The organism is Streptomyces sp. TG1A-8 (assembly GCF_030499535.1).
Lineage (GTDB): Bacteria > Actinomycetota > Actinomycetes > Streptomycetales > Streptomycetaceae > Streptomyces.
Genome location: NZ_JASTLB010000001.1, coordinates 4,344,297 through 4,361,237, shown reverse-complemented (window position 1 = coordinate 4,361,237; position 16,941 = coordinate 4,344,297). Strand labels below are relative to the sequence as shown.

At 74.6% G+C, this 16,941-nt stretch carries 13 protein-coding genes; 2 read left to right on the top strand and 11 right to left on the bottom strand.

The window, feature by feature from the left end; genetic code table 11:
* Positions 1 to 103: 103 nt before the first annotated feature.
* On the bottom strand, positions 104 to 1,111 hold the full coding sequence (locus QQY24_RS19145) for a stage II sporulation protein M (RefSeq protein WP_301973912.1): 1,008 nt from the start codon (positions 1,109 to 1,111) through the stop codon (positions 104 to 106).
* A 141-nt stretch (positions 1,112 to 1,252) separates the two neighbouring features.
* On the opposite strand from QQY24_RS19145, the gene QQY24_RS19140 reads away from it, so the two are divergent.
* Entirely contained in the window at positions 1,253 to 2,347 is a 1,095-nt protein-coding gene (locus QQY24_RS19140; RefSeq protein ID WP_301973911.1) for an RDD family protein, read from the top strand.
* 39 nt (positions 2,348 to 2,386) lie between these two features.
* Here QQY24_RS19140 and QQY24_RS19135 read toward each other — a convergent pair whose 3' ends face one another.
* The 8 genes from QQY24_RS19135 to QQY24_RS19100 all read right to left on the bottom strand — a co-directional run bounded on the left by QQY24_RS19135 (position 2,387) and on the right by QQY24_RS19100 (position 10,766).
* Positions 2,387 to 3,001, bottom strand: coding sequence for a hypothetical protein (locus QQY24_RS19135; protein WP_301973910.1), 615 nt, complete (start codon positions 2,999 to 3,001; stop codon positions 2,387 to 2,389).
* A 177-nt stretch (positions 3,002 to 3,178) separates the two neighbouring features.
* On the bottom strand, positions 3,179 to 4,636 hold the full coding sequence (gene ahcY, locus QQY24_RS19130; protein WP_301973909.1) for an adenosylhomocysteinase: 1,458 nt from the start codon (positions 4,634 to 4,636) through the stop codon (positions 3,179 to 3,181).
* 293 nt (positions 4,637 to 4,929) lie between these two features.
* On the bottom strand, positions 4,930 to 5,910 hold the full coding sequence (locus tag QQY24_RS19125) for a cation diffusion facilitator family transporter (protein ID WP_301973908.1): 981 nt from the start codon (positions 5,908 to 5,910) through the stop codon (positions 4,930 to 4,932).
* A gap of 133 nt (positions 5,911 to 6,043) precedes the next feature.
* Complete coding sequence (manA, locus tag QQY24_RS19120) at positions 6,044 to 7,195, bottom strand: mannose-6-phosphate isomerase, class I (RefSeq protein WP_301973907.1); 1,152 nt, start codon at positions 7,193 to 7,195, stop codon at positions 6,044 to 6,046.
* Between the two features lie 110 nt (positions 7,196 to 7,305).
* Positions 7,306 to 8,433, bottom strand: coding sequence for an SIS domain-containing protein (locus tag QQY24_RS19115; protein WP_301973906.1), 1,128 nt, complete (start codon positions 8,431 to 8,433; stop codon positions 7,306 to 7,308).
* A 64-nt stretch (positions 8,434 to 8,497) separates the two neighbouring features.
* Positions 8,498 to 8,668, bottom strand: a complete 171-nt coding sequence (locus QQY24_RS19110) for a Trm112 family protein (protein ID WP_301973905.1) — start codon at positions 8,666 to 8,668, stop codon at positions 8,498 to 8,500.
* 124 nt (positions 8,669 to 8,792) lie between these two features.
* Positions 8,793 to 10,157, bottom strand: a complete 1,365-nt coding sequence (locus QQY24_RS19105; protein WP_301973904.1) for a phosphomannomutase/phosphoglucomutase — start codon at positions 10,155 to 10,157, stop codon at positions 8,793 to 8,795.
* A gap of 183 nt (positions 10,158 to 10,340) precedes the next feature.
* The gene (locus QQY24_RS19100) at positions 10,341 to 10,766 is read right to left on the bottom strand and encodes a DUF3499 domain-containing protein (RefSeq protein WP_301973903.1); all 426 of its coding nucleotides are present in this window, start codon (positions 10,764 to 10,766) and stop codon (positions 10,341 to 10,343) included.
* Between the two features lie 293 nt (positions 10,767 to 11,059).
* Here QQY24_RS19100 and QQY24_RS19095 point away from each other — a divergent pair, with 293 nt between their 5' ends.
* Positions 11,060 to 11,512 (top strand): metallopeptidase family protein, encoded by a 453-nt coding sequence (locus QQY24_RS19095; RefSeq protein ID WP_301976288.1) that lies wholly within the window; start codon positions 11,060 to 11,062, stop codon positions 11,510 to 11,512.
* 79 nt (positions 11,513 to 11,591) lie between these two features.
* Here the strand turns inward: QQY24_RS19095 and QQY24_RS19090 are convergent, their stop codons facing one another.
* Both QQY24_RS19090 and QQY24_RS19085 read right to left on the bottom strand, forming a co-directional pair.
* Positions 11,592 to 13,121 carry a DUF5719 family protein gene (locus tag QQY24_RS19090; RefSeq protein WP_301973902.1) on the bottom strand — a complete coding sequence of 510 codons (1,530 nt, stop codon included), beginning with the start codon at positions 13,119 to 13,121 and terminating at the stop codon, positions 11,592 to 11,594.
* Positions 13,118 to 16,846, bottom strand: coding sequence for a glycosyltransferase family 2 protein (locus QQY24_RS19085; RefSeq protein WP_301973901.1), 3,729 nt, complete (start codon positions 16,844 to 16,846; stop codon positions 13,118 to 13,120). Before QQY24_RS19085 ends, QQY24_RS19090 begins: the two co-directional genes overlap by 4 nt.
* Positions 16,847 to 16,941 lie beyond the last annotated feature (95 nt).

Genomic DNA, 16,941 nt, shown 5'->3' with positions numbered 1-16,941 from the left:
TCAGTTCCAGGCAACCGCTTAAATCTACCTCCCCACTCCGTCCGTGTCAACGGCTCCGGTGGGGCGAAGAGGAGACTAGCAGTTCACAGACCCCGGATGCACATCAGGCGGCCGTGGGGACGGTGGAGCTGCGTTCGGCGGCCTGGACGTCACCCGTCTCGCCGGCGCGCGCCGCCCGGCCCCCGAGGACGAAGACGTACGCCAGGAAGGCCAGCTCGGCCGCGATGCCGATGCCGATGCGGGCCCAGGTGGGCAGCCCCGACGGGGTGACGAAGCCTTCGACGGCGCCGGAGACGAACAGGACCAGGGCCAGGCCGATCGCCATGCCGACCGCTGACCTGCCCTCCTCGGCGAGAGCCGCCCGGCGGGTGCGGGGACCCGGGTCGACGAGGGTCCAGCCCAGGCGGAGCCCCGTGCCGGCGGCGACGAAGACGGCCGTCAGTTCCAGCAGGCCGTGCGGGAGGACCAGGCCGAGGAAGGTGTCGAGGCGGCCGGCCGAGGACATCAGGCCGAAGCCGACCCCCAGGTTGAGCATGTTCTCGAAGAGGATCCAGAGGACCGGGAGGCCGAGGAAGACCCCCAGGACCAGGCACATCGCGGCGGCCTCGGCGTTGTTCGTCCACACCTGGGCGGCGAAGGAGGCCGCGGGGTGGCTGGAGTAGTAGGTCTCGTACTCGCCGCCGGGACGGGTCAGCTGCCGCAGCTGGCCGGGGGCCGCGATGCTCGCCCGCACCTGCGGGTGGGTGCCGATCCACCAGCCCAGGAGGAGCGCGACGACCGTGGAGACGATGGCCGTGGGCACCCACCAGTACCGGGCGCGGTAGACCGCCGCGGGGAAACCCCGCCCGAGGAAGCGCGTGACGTCGCGCCACGAGGCGCGGCGGGTCCCGGTGACGGCGCTGCGCGCACGGGCCACGAGCCGGTTGAGCCGGCCCGTCAGCTGCGGGTCGGGGGCGCTGGACCGGATGAGGGAGAGGTGGGTGGCCGTGCGCTGGTAGAGAGCGACCAGTTCGTCGGCTTCGGCGCCGTCGAGGCGGTGCCGGCGGCGGAGCAGGGCGTCGAGGCGGTCCCATTCGGCCCGGTGCGCGGAGACGAAGACGTCCAGGTCCATCGGTCTGCCTGCTCCTCGGCTGCGGGTCGGCTGCTCGTGGTGGATGCTCGTGATGCTGTCAGATCGTCGTACTGCGACGCGGTGTGTCCTCAGCTTGGCAGACTTGCGGTCCACGGAGCGGACCGGGGAAGGGCGGCGGACGTGGGTGAGCTGGTGACCGGTGAGGCGGTGGTGCTCGAACTGAGGCCCGCCAAGGTGCCGAGCAGGGCCTTGGCGGTCCTGCTCGACCTGCTCGTGGCCGTGTTCGTGTACATCGGCGTGACCGTCGCCCTGGTGGCCTCGACCTCCTCCTTGGACGAGGCTGCGCAGGCGGCCCTGTCGATCGCCGCCTTCCTGCTGGTGCTGGTCGGCGGGCCGATCGCGGTGGAGACGCTCAGCCACGGTCGGTCGCTGGGGAAGGCCGCGGTCGGGCTGCGTGTGGTGCGCGACGACGGCGGACCGATCCGGTTCCGGCACGCGCTGGTCCGGGGTGCGCTCGGAGTGGTCGAGATCCTGATGACGTTCGGGGTGGTGGCCTGCGTCGCCTCGCTGGTGTCGGCGCGGGGCCGACGGCTCGGTGACGTGTTCGCGGGCACGCTGGTCGTGCGCGAGCGGATCCCCGCCGGGCAGGTCGGCGGGCTCGTCCCGCCTCCGCCGCCGTGGCTCGCGGGGCGTTTCGCGGAGCTGGACCTGTCGGCGGTCCCGGACGGCCTGTGGCTCGCCGTCCGGCAGTACCTGATGCGGATGCAGCAGCTCGACCCGCAGGTCTCCCAGGGCATGGCGCAGCAGCTCGCCGCCGACCTCGCCGCCCGTACCGGTGCTCCCGCTCCCCAGGGGGTGCATCCGGCCGCCTTCCTGGCGGCCGTGGTCCACGAGCGGCAGTCCCGCGAGGCCCGGCAGGCGTTCGGCGGCGGTGCGGGGTGGGTTCCGGCCGGGGGCGTGCCGTCCGGCTTCGCGCCCGGCGCACCCGGTACGCCCAGCGCGCCCGACGTGACCGGCGGCGCCATGGGCGTGCCCGGCGGTGGTCACCCCCCTCCGGTTCCGCCGGTGCCGCAGCCGCCCGCGGCGCACGGGTGTCCGCCCCGGGCTCCGGCCGGCGCGCGGGAACCGGCGCGGTCCGGGGATACCGCCGCGCGGCCCGCGGTGCCGCCGCGGCACCGGCCGCCGTCCGACCGGCCCGCCACCGGACCCCGTCCCGGTTCCGGGGCGGGTGCCGGCCCCGGTTCCCGGTCCACCGGCTTCGCGCCACCCGCATGAGCGGTCGGGGCGGGGCGGCGGCTCCCGCCTCCTGTCCGCTCAGCCGAATCCCGACGGCGGTGACTGCAGGTCCTCCAGTTCGACGCCGGGCGCGTCGAGGACCACGTCCCCGGCCAGGTGCACGGTGTGCCGTTCGCCGGTGTCCAGGGCTGTGACCTGGTACTCGTCCACGGTCAGGGGACCGTTGTCAGTGGCGTGTGCTTCGCTGTTCACCAAGGCCCAGGACTGGTCCACGGTGCGGGGGGCGAGGACCGGGTCCGTGAAGGTGACGAGGCGTACCCGGGTCGCCGCGGAGGAGGGGGTGAGCCGCAGGAGACGGGCGGTGGCGACGAGGAACGCGGGGGAGGTGCCGGTGAAGGCGTGGGCGCGCACGTTGCCTTCGGTGGCATCGGTGCCGGTGGGGTCCGTACGGACCCAGGTGACGCCGTCGAGGGCGGCGCCGCGCACCTGCCAGCCCCCCGCGTGCAGTTCGAGGCGGATGGGGCGGCCGAGGTCGTCCAGGGCGAGGTCGACCGAGCCCCGGGGGTCGCCCGCGGGGGTGGTCAGACGGGCTACGTAGCGCCAGCCGGAGGGACCGGGGGCGCACTGGAAGTGCTCTTCGGCGAGGGGGGTGTGATCGTGCGGATCGTGGAGCGAATAGCGGCCGCGGGGCATGGGGGTCCTGGGGCGTCGTGACGGGGCCGGCGGTCCGGTCCGGGCTGCTGGTCCGGCCAAAGGGGCAGGCCCCCGGCACGGGGGTGCGGGGGCCTGCCTCGGAGGAGTCGCGGACCTGCTGCCGGGAGCGCGTCGCCGGTCGGCGCGTTCCCGGCGGGCGGGCTACGGAATCACCGCTCAGTAGCGGTAGTGGTCCGACTTGAACGGGCCGTCGACGTCCACGCCGATGTACGCCGCCTGCTCGGGACGCAGCTTGGTGAGCTTCACGCCGAGCGCGTCCAGGTGGAGGCGGGCGACCTTCTCGTCGAGGTGCTTGGGCAGCACGTAGACGCCGGTCGGGTACTCGTCGGGCTTGGTGAACAGCTCGATCTGGGCCAGGGTCTGGTCCGCGAAGGAGTTGGACATCACGAACGACGGGTGGCCGGTGGCGTTGCCCAGGTTCAGCAGGCGGCCCTCGGACAGCACGATGATCTTCTTGCCGTCCGGGAAGGTCCAGGTGTGGACCTGCGGCTTGACCTCGTCCTTGACGATGCCGGGGATCTTGGCGAGACCGACCATGTCGATCTCGTTGTCGAAGTGGCCGATGTTGCCGACGATCGCCTGGTGCTTCATCTTCGCCATGTCAGAGGCGAGGATGATGTCCTTGTTGCCGGTGGTGGTGACGAAGATATCGGCGGTCTCGACGACCTCGTCCAGGGTGGTGACCTGGTAGCCGTCCATCGCCGCCTGCAGCGCGCAGATCGGGTCGATCTCGGTGATGATCACGCGGGCGCCCTGGCCGCGCAGGGACTCCGCGCAGCCCTTGCCGACGTCGCCGTAGCCGCAGACGACGGCGGTCTTGCCGCCGATCAGGACGTCGGTGGCCCGGTTGATGCCGTCGACCAGGGAGTGGCGGCAGCCGTACTTGTTGTCGAACTTCGACTTGGTGACGGAGTCGTTGACGTTGATCGCCGGGAAGAGGAGGGCGCCCTCGCGCTGCATCTCGTACAGGCGGTGGACGCCGGTGGTGGTCTCCTCGGTGACGCCGCGGATCTCGGAGGCCAGCTGGGTCCACTTCCGGGGGTTCTCACCCAGGGTGCGGTGCAGCAGCTGGAGGATGACGCGGTGCTCGTCGGACTCGGCGGTCTCCAGGCCGGGGACCTTGCCGTCCTTCTCGTACTCGACGCCCTTGTGGACGAGGAGGGTGGCGTCGCCGCCGTCGTCCAGGATCATGTTCGGGCCGCCGGTGGGGCTGTCCGGCCAGGTCAGTGCCTGCTCGGTGCACCACCAGTACTCGTCCAGGGTCTCGCCCTTCCAGGCGAAGACCGGGACGCCCTGCGGGTTGTCGGGCGTGCCGTCGGGGCCGACGGCGATGGCGGCGGCCGCGTGGTCCTGGGTGGAGAAGATGTTGCAGGAGGCCCAGCGGACCCGGGCGCCGAGGGCGACCAGGGTCTCGATGAGCACGGCGGTCTGCACGGTCATGTGCAGGGAGCCGGTGATGCGGGCGCCGGCGAGGGGCTGGGCCTCGGCGTACTCCTTGCGGATCGCCATCAGACCCGGCATCTCGTGTTCGGCGAGGGTGATCTCCTTGCGGCCGAACTCGGCCAGGGAGAGGTCGGCGACCTTGAAGTCCTGTCGGTGGTCGACAGTCGTCATTGCGGGCTGCTCCTCGGGGTTGGGTCGAGGTGGGTACGGCTGGTCTGCGCGGCGGCGGACACGGGTGTGCCCGAGAGGAGGACACAGGCATGCCCACGTACGCGCAGCGCAGTCCGTCGGAGGCCCTCTCTCCCTCGGTGGTCCCGTCCCGGGACCGCCCGACCGCCATCAGCAGCGACGTCTGGCTCCGTCCCAAGCTACACCGCCGGGACCGGCCGCCCCCAGTCCGCCAGTGAACGGTTTGGGCCGATCACTAGAGAAGGGCTGGAACGGGAGCGGGACCGGGGCGGGCCTCAGTGGCCGGTGGCGTGGGGGGCCGGGCCGCCGGGGGTGGCGTCGGGGTCGGGACCCTTGGCGGCCTCGGTCTCGGTGTAGATGTCCGGTTCGAGGTAGATGACGCGGGCGATGGGGACGGTGGCGCGGATGCGGGCCTCGGCCGCGTTGATGGCGTTGGCGACCTCGGCCGCCGTGTCGTCGTGCTGGACGGCGATCTTGGCGGCGACGAGCAGTTCCTCGGGGCCGAGGTGGAGGGTGCGCATGTGGATGACGCCGGTGACCGTGGTGCCGTCGACGAGCGCGGCCTCGATCCTCCTGACGTCTTCGAGGCCCGCGGCCTCGCCGAGCAGGAGCGACTTGGTCTCGGCGGCCAGGACGAGGGCGATCATGACGAGCAGCACACCGATGCAGACGGTGCCGATGCCGTCCCAGGTGCCGTCGCCGGTCAGCAGGGCGAGGCAGACGCCGCACAGGGCGAGGACCAGGCCGACGAGCGCGCCGAAGTCCTCCAGCAGGACGACGGGCAGCTCGGGCGCCTTGGCACGGCGGATGAACTGCGCCCAGGACAGCTTGCCGCGCGTCTCGTTGGACTCCCTGATCGCGGTGCGGAAGGAGAAGCCCTCGGCGAGGATCGCGAAGGCGAGGACGCCCACCGGCCAGTACCAGTGCTCCAGTTCGTGGGGGTGGCGGATCTTCTCGTAGCCCTCGTAGACGGCGAACATGCCGCCGACGGAGAACAGGACGATCGAGACGAGGAAGGCGTAGATGTACCGCTCGCGGCCGTAGCCGAAGGGATGCTGCGGGGTGGCCTCGCGCTGGGCCTTCTTGCCGCCGACCAGCAGCAGGAACTGGTTGCCGGAGTCGGCGAGCGAGTGGACGCCCTCGGCGAGCATCGACGAGGAGCCGCTGAACGCGAACGCCACGAACTTCGATGCCGCGATGGCGAGGTTGGCGCCGAGTGCCGCCACGATCGCCCTGGTACCGCCTGACGCGCTCATATGTCCGCGTTGTCCCTTCGCCTTCGTACGTCTACGCCGTCCAGGCGTGTGCCCGCTTTTTGCCGGGGTTTTGCCGGTGGGTCATTCTTGCAGTCCGGCCGGGACGTGCCGCGTCAGGTGTCCGCCACCCCGGTCACACGATCACGGTGGCGCGGAAGACGGTGCCCCGGCCGGACACCTCGGCCCTCTCCCCCGCCGGGACGAACACCGACCGGCCGGGTCCGAGTTCGTGGTCGCCCGCCCGGACGGTGCCGGCCGTGCACAGCAGGATCTGGGGGGTGCCGAGGGTGAGGTCGCGGACGGCGCCGCCTTCGGGGAGGACGTGGCGGGAGAGCCGGAACTCGTCGATGGGCGTCTCGTAGACCTCCTCGCCGTCCGGGGCGGCCACGGGGCGCAGCACGCCCGGGTCGCCCGGCTCGAAGCGGACGACGCGCAGGAGCTCGGGGACGTCGACGTGCTTGGGGGTCAGGCCGCAGCGCAGGACGTTGTCGGAGTTGGCCATGATCTCCACGCCGAGGCCGCTCAGGTAGGCGTGCGGGACGCCGGCGCCGAGGAACAGGGCCTCACCGGGCTGCAGGCGGACGTGGTTGAGCAGCATGGCCGCGATGACACCGGGATCGCCCGGGTGGTGGTGGGCGATGGCGGCGTAGGGGGCGTAGTCGCCGCCGAGGCGGGCGCAGGCGGCGGCTGCCTCGGCGACCGTGCCGGCCATGTCCTGGGGGTCGGCGCCGAGGACGGCGGTGAGGACCTCGCGCAGGGCCGCGTCGGCGGGGTGGGCGCGCAGGAGGTCGGCGTAGGGCTTGAGGGGGGCGACGCCGAGTCCGTCGAGCAGGCCGGCCGCCCGCACCGGGTCGCGGAAGCCGCACAGGCCGTCGAACCCGGTGAGGGCGCAGATCAGTTCGGGCTTGTGGTTGGCGTCCTTGTAGTTGCGGTGCGGGGCGTCCACGGGCGTGCCCCGCCGCTCCTCTTCGGCGTAGCCCTCCCGGGCCTGCTTCAGGTCGGGGTGGACCTGGAGGGACAGGGGCGCGCCGGCGGCGAGGATCTTGAGCAGGAAGGGCAGTCGCGGGCCGAACTTCTCGACCGTCCCGGCGCCCAGTTCGCGCTCGGGGGCGGCGTCGATGACCTCGTCGAGGGTGCCGCGCGCGGTGCGCGAGGGGGCGCCCGGATGGGCTCCCATCCACATCTCGGCCTGCGGTTCGCCGGTCGGCTCCACACCGAGCAGGCGCGGGATGGCGGTCGTGGAACCCCAGGCGTAGGGGCGGATGGTGTTGTCGAGGCGGTCCATGTGGTTTCTCTGTCTCCGTACGTGCGCTGCTCGGCCGTGCCGGTTCCGGCGCCGGCGGTGGGCACGGGCCGCCGCCCCGGACGGGTCCGGGGCGGCGGCCCGGAGCAAGGTCAGGCCCCGGAAGCGAGCGCCAGGTAAACGGCGGCGAAATCGGTGACGGCGATCAGTTCCGCGAGGGTCTCCAGTTCGCCGCCCTCCTCCGGTTCGAGTTCGCTGATCGGCGTGTCGTGGCTGAGGGCCAGGTCGCGGGCGGCGGGAGCGGCGGTGAGGCCGCTGCTGGGGCGGTCGCGGAGCAGCACCACGCGCGCGTGCAGGGCGGGCGCTTCCTCGACGCGGTCGCGGAAGAAGTCGTCGGGGTCGGCGCTGGCCGCGAGGGGGCCCGCCAGCAGGGCGCTGTGCGCGGCCAGGGCCTCGGGGAGTTCGGCGACCAGGGCGGGGACGCCGGAGAGTTCGGCCAGGGCGGCGGCGAACCGGCGGCCCGCGGGGCCGGCGGAGGTGCCCTCCGTCCACACCAGGGGCAGTGCGTCGGCCAGTTCGGCGGCGAGGGTCTTGGCCGCGTTGCTGTAGGTCGCGATGGCCGGGCCGCAGCGCTCGGCGATGTGGTCCAGGCGGCCGGCGACCTTCTCCAGGACGTCCGGCGGGGCGCTGAGCAGGCCGACGCGGTCCAGCACCGCCAGCAGCGGGGTGAGCAGGGCCCACAGGACGCCCGGGGAGGACGCGGCGAGGGGTTCCTCCTGGTCGTACGGCGCCGTCGCCACCGGCAGGAACAGGCCGTGCGCGGCGGCGACCGCCTCCGCCAGCGGGGTGCCGGCCGGGGCCACGCCGACGACCGAGCAGCCGCGGCGGTAGGCCTGCTCGGCGAGCAGGCAGAGACCGGGTTCGGTGCCGTCCGGGGTGGCGATCAGCAGCAGGTCGACGGAGCCGGCCCAGCCGGGCAGCTCCCAGCGCAGGGCGCCGGCGGCCGGGGCGACGCCGATGGGGGCCAGGCGGATGACGGGGCTGCCGGGGCCGGCCATCGTGCCGATGAGGTCGGCGGTGTGGGTGGCGGCGGCCCCGGGACCGGCGATGAGGACGGACCGGGGGCGGCCGTCGGGCTTGAGGTCGCCGACGCCGGCCTCGGCGGCGTACCGGGCCGCCGTGCGGACGCGGGCACCGGCCTCGGCCGCGCCGCGGAGGAGGCCTCGGCGGTCGGCCTCCGCGAGGCCCTCCGGGGTGTCGAGCAGCGATTCGTCGAGCATGGGCAGCAGCCTCCGGACGGCGGGGTCCTGTGCGGGGTGGTCGGCGCCGGGCGGCGCCTCGTCGTTACGCGGGGCGGCGGGCCTCGTCGATGAGCAGGACGGGGATGCCGTCGCGGACGGGGTAGGCCAGGCCGCAGTCCTGGCCGGTGCAGACCAGCTCGGCGTCCTGCTCCTCGAGCGGAGCGTGGCAGGCCGGGCAGGCGAGGATCTCCAGGAGGCCGGCTTCGAGCGGCATGAGGTGTCCCTTCGGGGTCGTGGCCGATGTGCTGGTCAGCGTACCGCCGGTGGCGGGGCCGGGCGGGGGCCCGCGTGCCCTGCCGGGAGGCTCCGCCTGCGGGACGTGCCCGCGGTGTCCCCGCTCAGGCCCTGATGATGCCCAGTACCTCGTCCCTGACCCTCGTCATCGTGGGCTCGTCCTTCGCCTCGGCGTTCAGGCGCAGCAGCGGTTCGGTGTTGGACGGGCGGACGTTGAACCACCAGTCGGCGGCGGAGACGGTGAGGCCGTCGAGGTCGTCGAGGGTGACGCCGGGGCGGTTCTCGAACGCGGCGCGGACCGCGGCGAGGCGGGCGGTCCGGTCGGCGACGGTGGAGTTGATCTCGCCGGAGCCCGCGTACCGGTCGTACCGGGCGACGAGGGCCGACAGCGGGCGGTCCTGGCCGCCGAGGGCCGCGAGGACGTGCAGCGCGGCCAGCATGCCCGTGTCGGCGTTCCAGAAGTCCTTGAAGTAGTAGTGGGCCGAGTGCTCACCGCCGAAGATCGCGCCGGAGCGGGCCATCTCCGCCTTGATGAAGGAGTGGCCGACGCGGGTGCGCACCGGGGTGCCGCCGTTCTCCTCCACCACCTCCGGGACCGTGCGGGACGTGATCAGGTTGTGGATGACCGTGCCCGTGCCGCCGTGGCGGGCCAGTTCGCGGGCGGCGACCAGGGCGGTGATCGCCGACGGCGGGACCGGGTCGCCGTTCTCGTCCACGACGAAGCAGCGGTCGGCGTCGCCGTCGAAGGCGATGCCGAGGTCGGCCCCCTCGGCCGGGACCCGCTTTCGCAGGTCCACGAGGTTGGCCGGGTCGAGGGGGTTGGCCTCGTGGTTCGGGAAGGTGCCGTCCAGCTCGAAGTACATGGGGACGAGGGTCAGGGGCAGGCCCGCGAAGACCGTGGGGACCGTGTGGCCGCCCATGCCGTTGCCCGCGTCGACGACGACCTTCAGCGGGCGGACGGCGGTCAGGTCGACGAGGGAGCGCAGGTGTGCCGCATAGTCGTGCAGCGTCTCGCGCGTGGTCAGGGTCCCCGTGGCGGCGGCCGGTCGCGGTGCGCCCGACTCCAGCCAGCCCTCGACCAGTTCGCGGATCTCGGCGAGGCCGGTGTCCTGGCCGACCGGTGCGGCGCCCGCGCGGCACATCTTGATGCCGTTGTACCGGGCCGGGTTGTGGGAGGCCGTGAACATCGCGCCCGGCAGGCCCAGCGCGCCGGAGGCGTAGTACAGCTGGTCCGTGGAGCACAGGCCGATCCCGGTGACGTCCGCCCCGCGGTCGGCGGCGCCGCGGGCGAAGGCGCGCGACAGCCCGGGGGACGAGGGGCGCATGTCGTGGCCGACGACGATCGCCGACGCACCCGTCACCTCCGCGAAGGCGGCGCCGAAGAGTGCGGCCAGCGACTCGTCCCACTGGTCCGGGACCACACCGCGCACGTCGTACGCCTTCACGAGCTGTGACAGATCAGCGGCCACGGCCAACCCTCCTGAAAGTCCTATGGGTGCCCACAAACTACCCAACGGGGGTGCGGGGCGGGTGCGCGGACACAGGTGGACCCCGCTCGCGGCGCCGGGCGGCGCGGGACGGCCCGGTGGGCGGCGGCCCGGTCGCCGGGAGGGGGGTCCGGTGGGCGGGGGCCGGTCGCGCCGGGCGGCGGCTCAGTTGTCCGGGGAGCGCAGGACCCGCAGGTGGCCGCGGCGGGCGACCTCCATGGGGTCCGCCGCGCGCGGTCCGCCGCCGCCCGCTCCGGCCGCACGCTGCTGGGGGCGGGCCGCCTCGCGCACGGCGTTGGCGAGCGCTTCGAGGTCGTCCCCGCTGGGCCGCGCCGGGGCGGAGGCGTCGAGGAGGCGGACGACTTCCCAGCCGCGGGGGGCGGTGAGGCGCTCGGAGTGCTCGGCGCACAGGTCGTAGCAGTGGGGTTCGGCGTAGGTGGCGAGCGGGCCGAGGACCGCGGTGGAGTCGGCGTAGACGTACGTCAGCGTCGCGACGGCGGGTCGGCCGCAGGCGGTGCGCGAACAGCGACGTACAGGGCTCACGACGTTGGACGGTACCGCACTCTTGAGCGGGCCGCGACGACTCCGCACCGGCTCACTCCACCGTGTCGTGCTGTGAAACGCCCCACACTGCCGCCCGAACACACCTCGCTGACCTGCGGGGACGGTCCCGTGCGGGGCCATCCCCCGTCACGAGTCGGTGCAAAGGGCATCAATCTCCTCGACTTCACCGATCCGGGAAGGGGGTCGGGGACGAGCCACACCTTGGCCGAAATGTGATCTGCGTGCTGGAGCGCGGGGATGGCCGGTTGCCGTCCGGCCGGAGGCGGGTCACCGCGTGGGGCAGGGCGTGCGGCGCGTGCGGGGACTACCCTTCACCGGTGATGGACAACCGTGTACCGCCCCGTGCCGCCGGCCCCGGGCCCCGCCGTCGTGATCGCCACGGGCGCGGCATGCGAGGGCCGATCGCGCCGCCGCAGGTGCCGCTGGCGGCCAGCCGCGCCGACGTGTTCGCGGACCTGGTGCAGGACTCCGTGGACCGTCTCGAGCGGCGGTGGCCGCAGCTGGCCGAGGTCGACTTCCTGGTGCTGGAGGTGCCCCGGCTGGAGGAGCGGGGCGTGGACGCGTGGAGTGACGAGGCCGTGCCGCTGGGCGGGATCGTTCCCGCGCGGGACGGCCAGCGGGCCCGGGTGGTGGTGTACCGGCGGCCGGTGGAGATCCGGACCAAGGGGCGGGAGGAGCGGGCCGCGCTGGTGCACGAGGTGGTCGTGGAGCAGGTGGCCGAGCTGCTGGGACTCACTCCGGAGACCGTCGATCCCCGGTACGGGGAGGATTGACACCCGCCCGTCCGCGCCGGGCGGGTGCCTCCCCCCGGACCCGCTCGCACCGCCCGGGCCCGCGCGGCCGGGCGGGCCGTCACTTCTGCAGGACCGACAGGTCCTCGGCGGTGTTCGGCACCGCCACCAGGCCCCGGTCGCTGGGGAGGGTCTGGACGGTGAAGCCGGGGACGCCGTCCTCCGTGGCCGCCAGGGTGCGGGCGGCGTAGACCGGGCCGCCGGTGAGGGTTTCCACGGTGAGGGCGTAGGTGCCCTTCAGGCCCGGGGGGACGAGTCCGGTGACGTCCTGGGTGGTACCGGACCTGACCGTGTAGGTCTTGGTCACCGGGGTGCCGCCCCCGCTGCCGGCGGACGCCGTGACCTTGACCGTGGCGGTGGCGGCCGGGGCGGTCAGGGAGAGGGTCGTGCCCTTGCCGCTGTTGTCGGCGCAGGTCGCGCGCGCGCCGACGGGAGCGGTGGCCGGGATGTAGGCCGTCTCCTGGTCGGTTCCCTTGCCCCGGACCACGCGCAGGGCCGCCACGACCGGCACCGAGCGGTCGGTGGGCGTCAGGAGCAGGGAGCCGGCCTCGCCGCGGGTGACGTCGCCGAGGTCGGCCGAGGTCGTCATGCCGGCCTTGACGTGCAGGGTCTCGTTGCCTGCCGGGGTGATCGGACCGTCGGGCGAGGCGAGGCGGACCTTCAGGTCGGCGTCGGCGTCGCCGGGGGTGAAGGCGATCAGGCGGACGTCGGTGGCGTCCTTCGGGATGCCGGGCAGGACCAGGGCGCCGGCCGGGTCGGTGGACGCGGCCAGCCAGTCTCCGCCCGCCTTGTCGTCCAGGGCCTGCACGGCCGCGCCGACCCGTCCGCTGCGGACGCTGACGTGCACGGTCAGGTCCGTCTGCCGCTCGTCGGTGAGGGTGGACAGCAGGATCGGCCTGCTCGCGTGCGGCGGGATGGTGAAGCCGTCCCCCAGCGGGGACTTGACGGCACCGTCCGTGCCGTACAGCTCGACGTCGACGACGGCCGCGGAGTCGTCGGGGTTGGTGAGGTGCACGTAGTCGGTGCGGCCGGCGGCCGTACCGGCGCCCGGGAACCAGAACTCGGTGTCGGGCGCGGTGCAGCTGACGCCCTGGAGGCCGCGGCCGGTGCCCGCGGCGACCTCGGTGGTCTCCTGGACGGTCCAGCCCGGCGCGAACCTCCCGTCGGCGGTGCCGATGAGCGCGGACGCCTCGGAGCCGGAGGTGTCACCGGTGACGGGTGTGCCGGGCGCCTTCGGGGTGAGGACCGGCTTGTCCGCCTTGCCCGTCCGCCCCTCGGCGTCCGTGCCCTTCGCCGAGCCGTCCTCCGTGGTGCCGCCGGTGGCGCCCGCCGCCTCGGCGGCCGCCCGGAGTCCGGCCCCGCCGCCGCTCGCCGCGCCCTCGGTGACGGGTGTGAACGACGTGTACGACGTCTCGGCGATGTCGGAGGTGCTCGGCGCCGGGCAGAGCAGGCTGGTGCGTTCCACGGGCAGCTCGGCGGCCGCCTTCGCGGAGTCCGTGCCGGACGCGGACGGCGCGTCCAGCGCGGCGAAGGCGGTCACGGCGGCCAGCGCGGTGGTGCCGGCGATCAGGGACAGGGTGGTGCGCTTCACTGCTGGCTCCCGTCGGGACGCTCACTGCCGGTGCCGTAGGGGTGCCGGGCCGGGTCGTAGTCCTGCGGATGGACCGGGTCGTAGTCCTGCGGATGGGCGGGGTCGTAGTCCTGCGGATGGGCGGGGTCGTAGGGCTGCGGGTGGGCGGGGTCGTAGGGCTGCTGCCCGGCCGTGTCCCCGTAGGCGTACGGGTCGTACCGGCCGGCCTGGTAGGGGTCGGGCCGGTAGGCCTGCTGGTCGTAGCCCGCGGCCTGGTACTGCGCGGCGTCCTGGTAGGGGTCGGCGCCGTAACCGGCGTACTGCGCGCCCTGGTGGGCCGTGCCGTCCCAGTCGGCGTACTGCTGCTGGTGCGGGACGGCGGCGGGGGCCCGCTCCGGTGCGGGGGGAGCCGGGGCTTCCCCGGGAACGGGGGGCGCACCGGCGGTGCCGGGCTGCTCCGGGGCCGCCTGTTCCTCGGCCTGGGCGCGCAGGCGGCGGGCGCGGCGGCCCTCGCCGGCGACGGCCTGGGCGGGCGGCGGCTGCTCCTCGGGCAGGTCGTCGTCGACGTCCCGGCGGCGGCCGGGCAGGGCGAGGACGACCAGGACGACGGCGAGCGCGCCCTGGGCCCACAGCCAGGCGGTGCGGGCGATCGGGGCGTCGTAGGTGACGTCCAGCCGGCCGGCCGCGGCGGGCAGCCGGAAGCCCTGGGCCCAGCCGTCGACCGTGGTGCGGGTGAGCGGCCGGCCGTCGAGGGTGGCCGTCCAGCCGTCGGAGGCGGCGTCGGCCAGGCGCAGGACCCGGCCGGCCGGGCCGGCCGGGACGGTGGTGTGGATCTCGACGGGGCCGGCGGCGACGGGCCGGGCGGTGCCGGAGCCGCCGGCGGGTACCAGGGTGGCGCGGGAGACCTGCTGGTCGACCCGCCACAGGGCGCTGCCGTTCTGCTGGCTGAGCCGGCTCAGGCCGGGGGTGGCGTCCAGGACGCGGGTGATCTCGCGGGGGGCGCCCTTGTGCACGAGGACGTAGCGCACGGCGAAGCCGCCGAGCTGGTCGGCCTGGTCGGCGCCGGAGCCGGCGACGAGGTTGGCGACGACCTTGCCGAGCTCGGCGCTCTCTCCGCCGGCGGCTGTGAGTTCGGCGTCTCCCAGGCGGGCACCGGAGCCGCGGACGAGGCTGTAGCGCACGCGCGCGGTGGAGTCGCTGTCGAGGACCAGGGTGCGGGCCTGGTCGCGGGTGGCGGAGTCCTCGGCGACGAACGCGGGCACCTGGACCGGGTCGCGGCGCTCCAGCGGGCCGTCGGCGCCGCCGAGCATCCAGCCGGCGGCGACGAGCAGCGGGCCGGCGGCCGAGGCGAGGGCGATCAGGGCGGCGACGGGCTGGCGCCAGCCGAAGCTCTGCTCGGCCACGCGGGCGCGCGCGCCGTCGGCGCCCAGTGCGGCGGCGGCCAGCAGGGCGATGCCGTACACGAGGGTGGCCGGTCCGGCCCAGTGGGAGCCGTTGGACACGACGGCGAGGACGAGGCCGACCAGGGCGGCGGTCCAGGCGGCGCGGATGCCCAGCTGCCGCTCGGAGCGCAGCAGCGCGGCCAGGGCGGCCAGGACGATGCCGATGAGCACCAGGCCGTGCACGGTGCCGGGACCGCCGGGGTCGGCACCGAGCAGGTCGAGCGCGGAGGCGGTCGAGGGGCCGTACTCCAGGCCCGCTTCGGTGAGGAAGCCGAGGGGCAGCAGGGTCAGCGACCAGGGGGCGAGGACCAGCAGCGGGGTGCCGAGCTGGGCGAGCAGGCGCAGGCCGTGGGGGACGAGGTCGGTGCGGCGCAGCACCAGCACGCCGAGGCCGAGGACCAGGGCGATGGGCCAGACGACCGGCGTGAAGGCGGTGGTGACGGTCAGCAGGAGGGCGTAGGTCCAGGTGGCGCGCCAGCTGCCGGGTCCGCCGGAGGGGTTGGCCAGACCGGTGGCGGCGACGCCCGCGCGCGCGATGAGCGGCAGCAGGACGGCCAGGACGGCGGTGCCGACGCGGCCGCCGGCCAGGGCACCGGTGGCGGCGGGCAGGAAGGCGTAGGCGATGGCCGCCCAGGCGCGCAGCAGGCGGGAGGTGACCAGCGGCCGGGAGGCGAAGTAGGCGCTCACGCCGGCCAGCGGCACCGAGCCGATCAGCAGGACGGTGACCGCGAGGCCGGCGGAGCCGAACAGGATCGAGGCGAGGGTCGCGACGAGGGCGAGGTAGGGCGGTGCGGAGGAGGTGCCGCCGACGCCCACCGGGTGCCAGGCGTCCAGGTAGCGGGACCAGAGGTCGCCGGCGCCGGCCGGGGCGGGCAGCAGGGCGCCGCCCGCCAGGGCGCCGCCGCCGAGCAGGGCCCGGCAGGCGACGAGCGAGACCAGCAGCAGGGCGAGGAAGAGCACCGGGCCGGGTTTGCGGGCGATCCGCTTGAGCCGGGCGAACTGCTCGACCTCCAGGAAGTCGGCGTCCTCGCCGCCGGGCCCGGACTCCACGGCGCCGCCGTGCCGGCCGGCCGAGGAGGTGTCGGTGTCGGAGCCGCTGGAGAAGTTGGCGGCGACCTGCTCCACCGTGGCGCGGATGGTGGCGCCGGGAGGCGGGAAGAGCCGGCGCAGTTCGTCCTTGTCGATGCGCGAGGGGCCGCGGCCGCGCCGTCCGGCGAGGATGCGCTCGGGGCGCAGCAGGGTGCCGAGCAGGCCGCGGACCTCGTCGAGGGCCTGTCCGGGGACCTTGCCGACGAGGTAGGCGACGGTCCTCAGCAGGGTGCCGACGACGAGCCGCAGCAGCACCCAGGGCAGCAGGGCCGTGCGGGTGTTGGTGAGGAGGGTGTAGACGGCGCCCGCCTTGTCGACCTTGTGCGGGGAGGCCGTGGTGCGGCCCGCGCAGTCGACGGCGCGGCGTTCGCGGGAGGCGGCCTCGGCGTGCCGGACGACCGCCTCGGGGGCGACCAGGACCCGGTGGCCGGCCCGGTGGGCGCGCCAGCACAGGTCGACGTCGTCGCGCATCAGGGGCAGCCGGCGGTCGAAGCCGCCGAGCTGTTCGAAGACGTCGCGGCGGACGAGCATGCCGGCGGTGGAGACCGACAGCACGGCGCGGACGTGGTCGTGCTGGCCCTGGTCCTGTTCGCGGCGGTCCAGGCCGGTCCAGCGGCGGCCGGAGTGGGCGATGGAGACGCCGACCTCCAGCAGTTGACGGCGGTCGTACCAGCCGCGGAGCTTGGGGCCGACGATCGCGACGTCGTCCCGGCCGAGTTCGAGTTCGTTGTCCGCGACCCGGAGCAGCTCGGCGAGGGCCCCGGGCTCGGGGGCGCAGTCGTCGTGCAGCAGCCAGAGCCATTGGACGGGTTCGCCGTACGGCAGTTCGGGCAGGTCGTAGGCGTCGTCGCGCCAGGTGCGCGTGACGGGGTCCCAGCCGCTGGGGCGCCTGAGGTACGGCAGGTCGTCCGGGGTGAGGACAGGCGCGGTGCGGCTCGCCTCCTCGACGGCCTGGCCGAAGCCGGTGCGCCGGGCCAGGTGCAGCACGTTGGCGTCGCCGAGGGCCTCGGTGACCAGCTGGGCGGAGTCGTCCGCGCTGCCGGTGTCGGCCGCCACCGCGTACTGGACGGGGCGCTCCTGGCCGAGCAGCCCGGCGAGCGCGTCGGGCAGCCAGCGGGCTCCGTCGTGGGAGACGAGGACCGCGGTCACGACGTGACGCGGGAACTCAGGAAGGGCGGCTGCGTCTTGGGCTGCCGCATGGCTGTGCACGGTCATCGAGGTACGGGCCCCGGTTCGATGGACTGCGGTGGACGCCCGTGCCCCGAGGGGACAGCCGGGCGTCTCGGACGAGCGACCACACTATCGGCTGC

Excerpts from the sequence above, each read along its gene's own strand:
- QQY24_RS19145 (WP_301973912.1), bottom strand. The coding sequence starts at position 1,111 with ATGGACCTGGACGTCTTCGTCTCCGCGCACCGGGCCGAATGGGACCGC.
- QQY24_RS19135 (WP_301973910.1), bottom strand. The coding sequence starts at position 3,001 with ATGCCCCGCGGCCGCTATTCGCTCCACGATCCGCACGATCACACCCCC.
- ahcY (WP_301973909.1), bottom strand. The coding sequence starts at position 4,636 with ATGACGACTGTCGACCACCGACAGGACTTCAAGGTCGCCGACCTCTCC.
- QQY24_RS19125 (WP_301973908.1), bottom strand. The coding sequence starts at position 5,910 with ATGAGCGCGTCAGGCGGTACCAGGGCGATCGTGGCGGCACTCGGCGCC.
- manA (WP_301973907.1), bottom strand. The coding sequence starts at position 7,195 with ATGGACCGCCTCGACAACACCATCCGCCCCTACGCCTGGGGTTCCACG.
- QQY24_RS19115 (WP_301973906.1), bottom strand. The coding sequence starts at position 8,433 with ATGCTCGACGAATCGCTGCTCGACACCCCGGAGGGCCTCGCGGAGGCC.
- QQY24_RS19110 (WP_301973905.1), bottom strand. The coding sequence starts at position 8,668 with ATGCCGCTCGAAGCCGGCCTCCTGGAGATCCTCGCCTGCCCGGCCTGC.
- QQY24_RS19095 (WP_301976288.1), top strand. The coding sequence starts at position 11,060 with ATGGACAACCGTGTACCGCCCCGTGCCGCCGGCCCCGGGCCCCGCCGT.
- QQY24_RS19085 (WP_301973901.1), bottom strand. The coding sequence starts at position 16,846 with ATGACCGTGCACAGCCATGCGGCAGCCCAAGACGCAGCCGCCCTTCCT.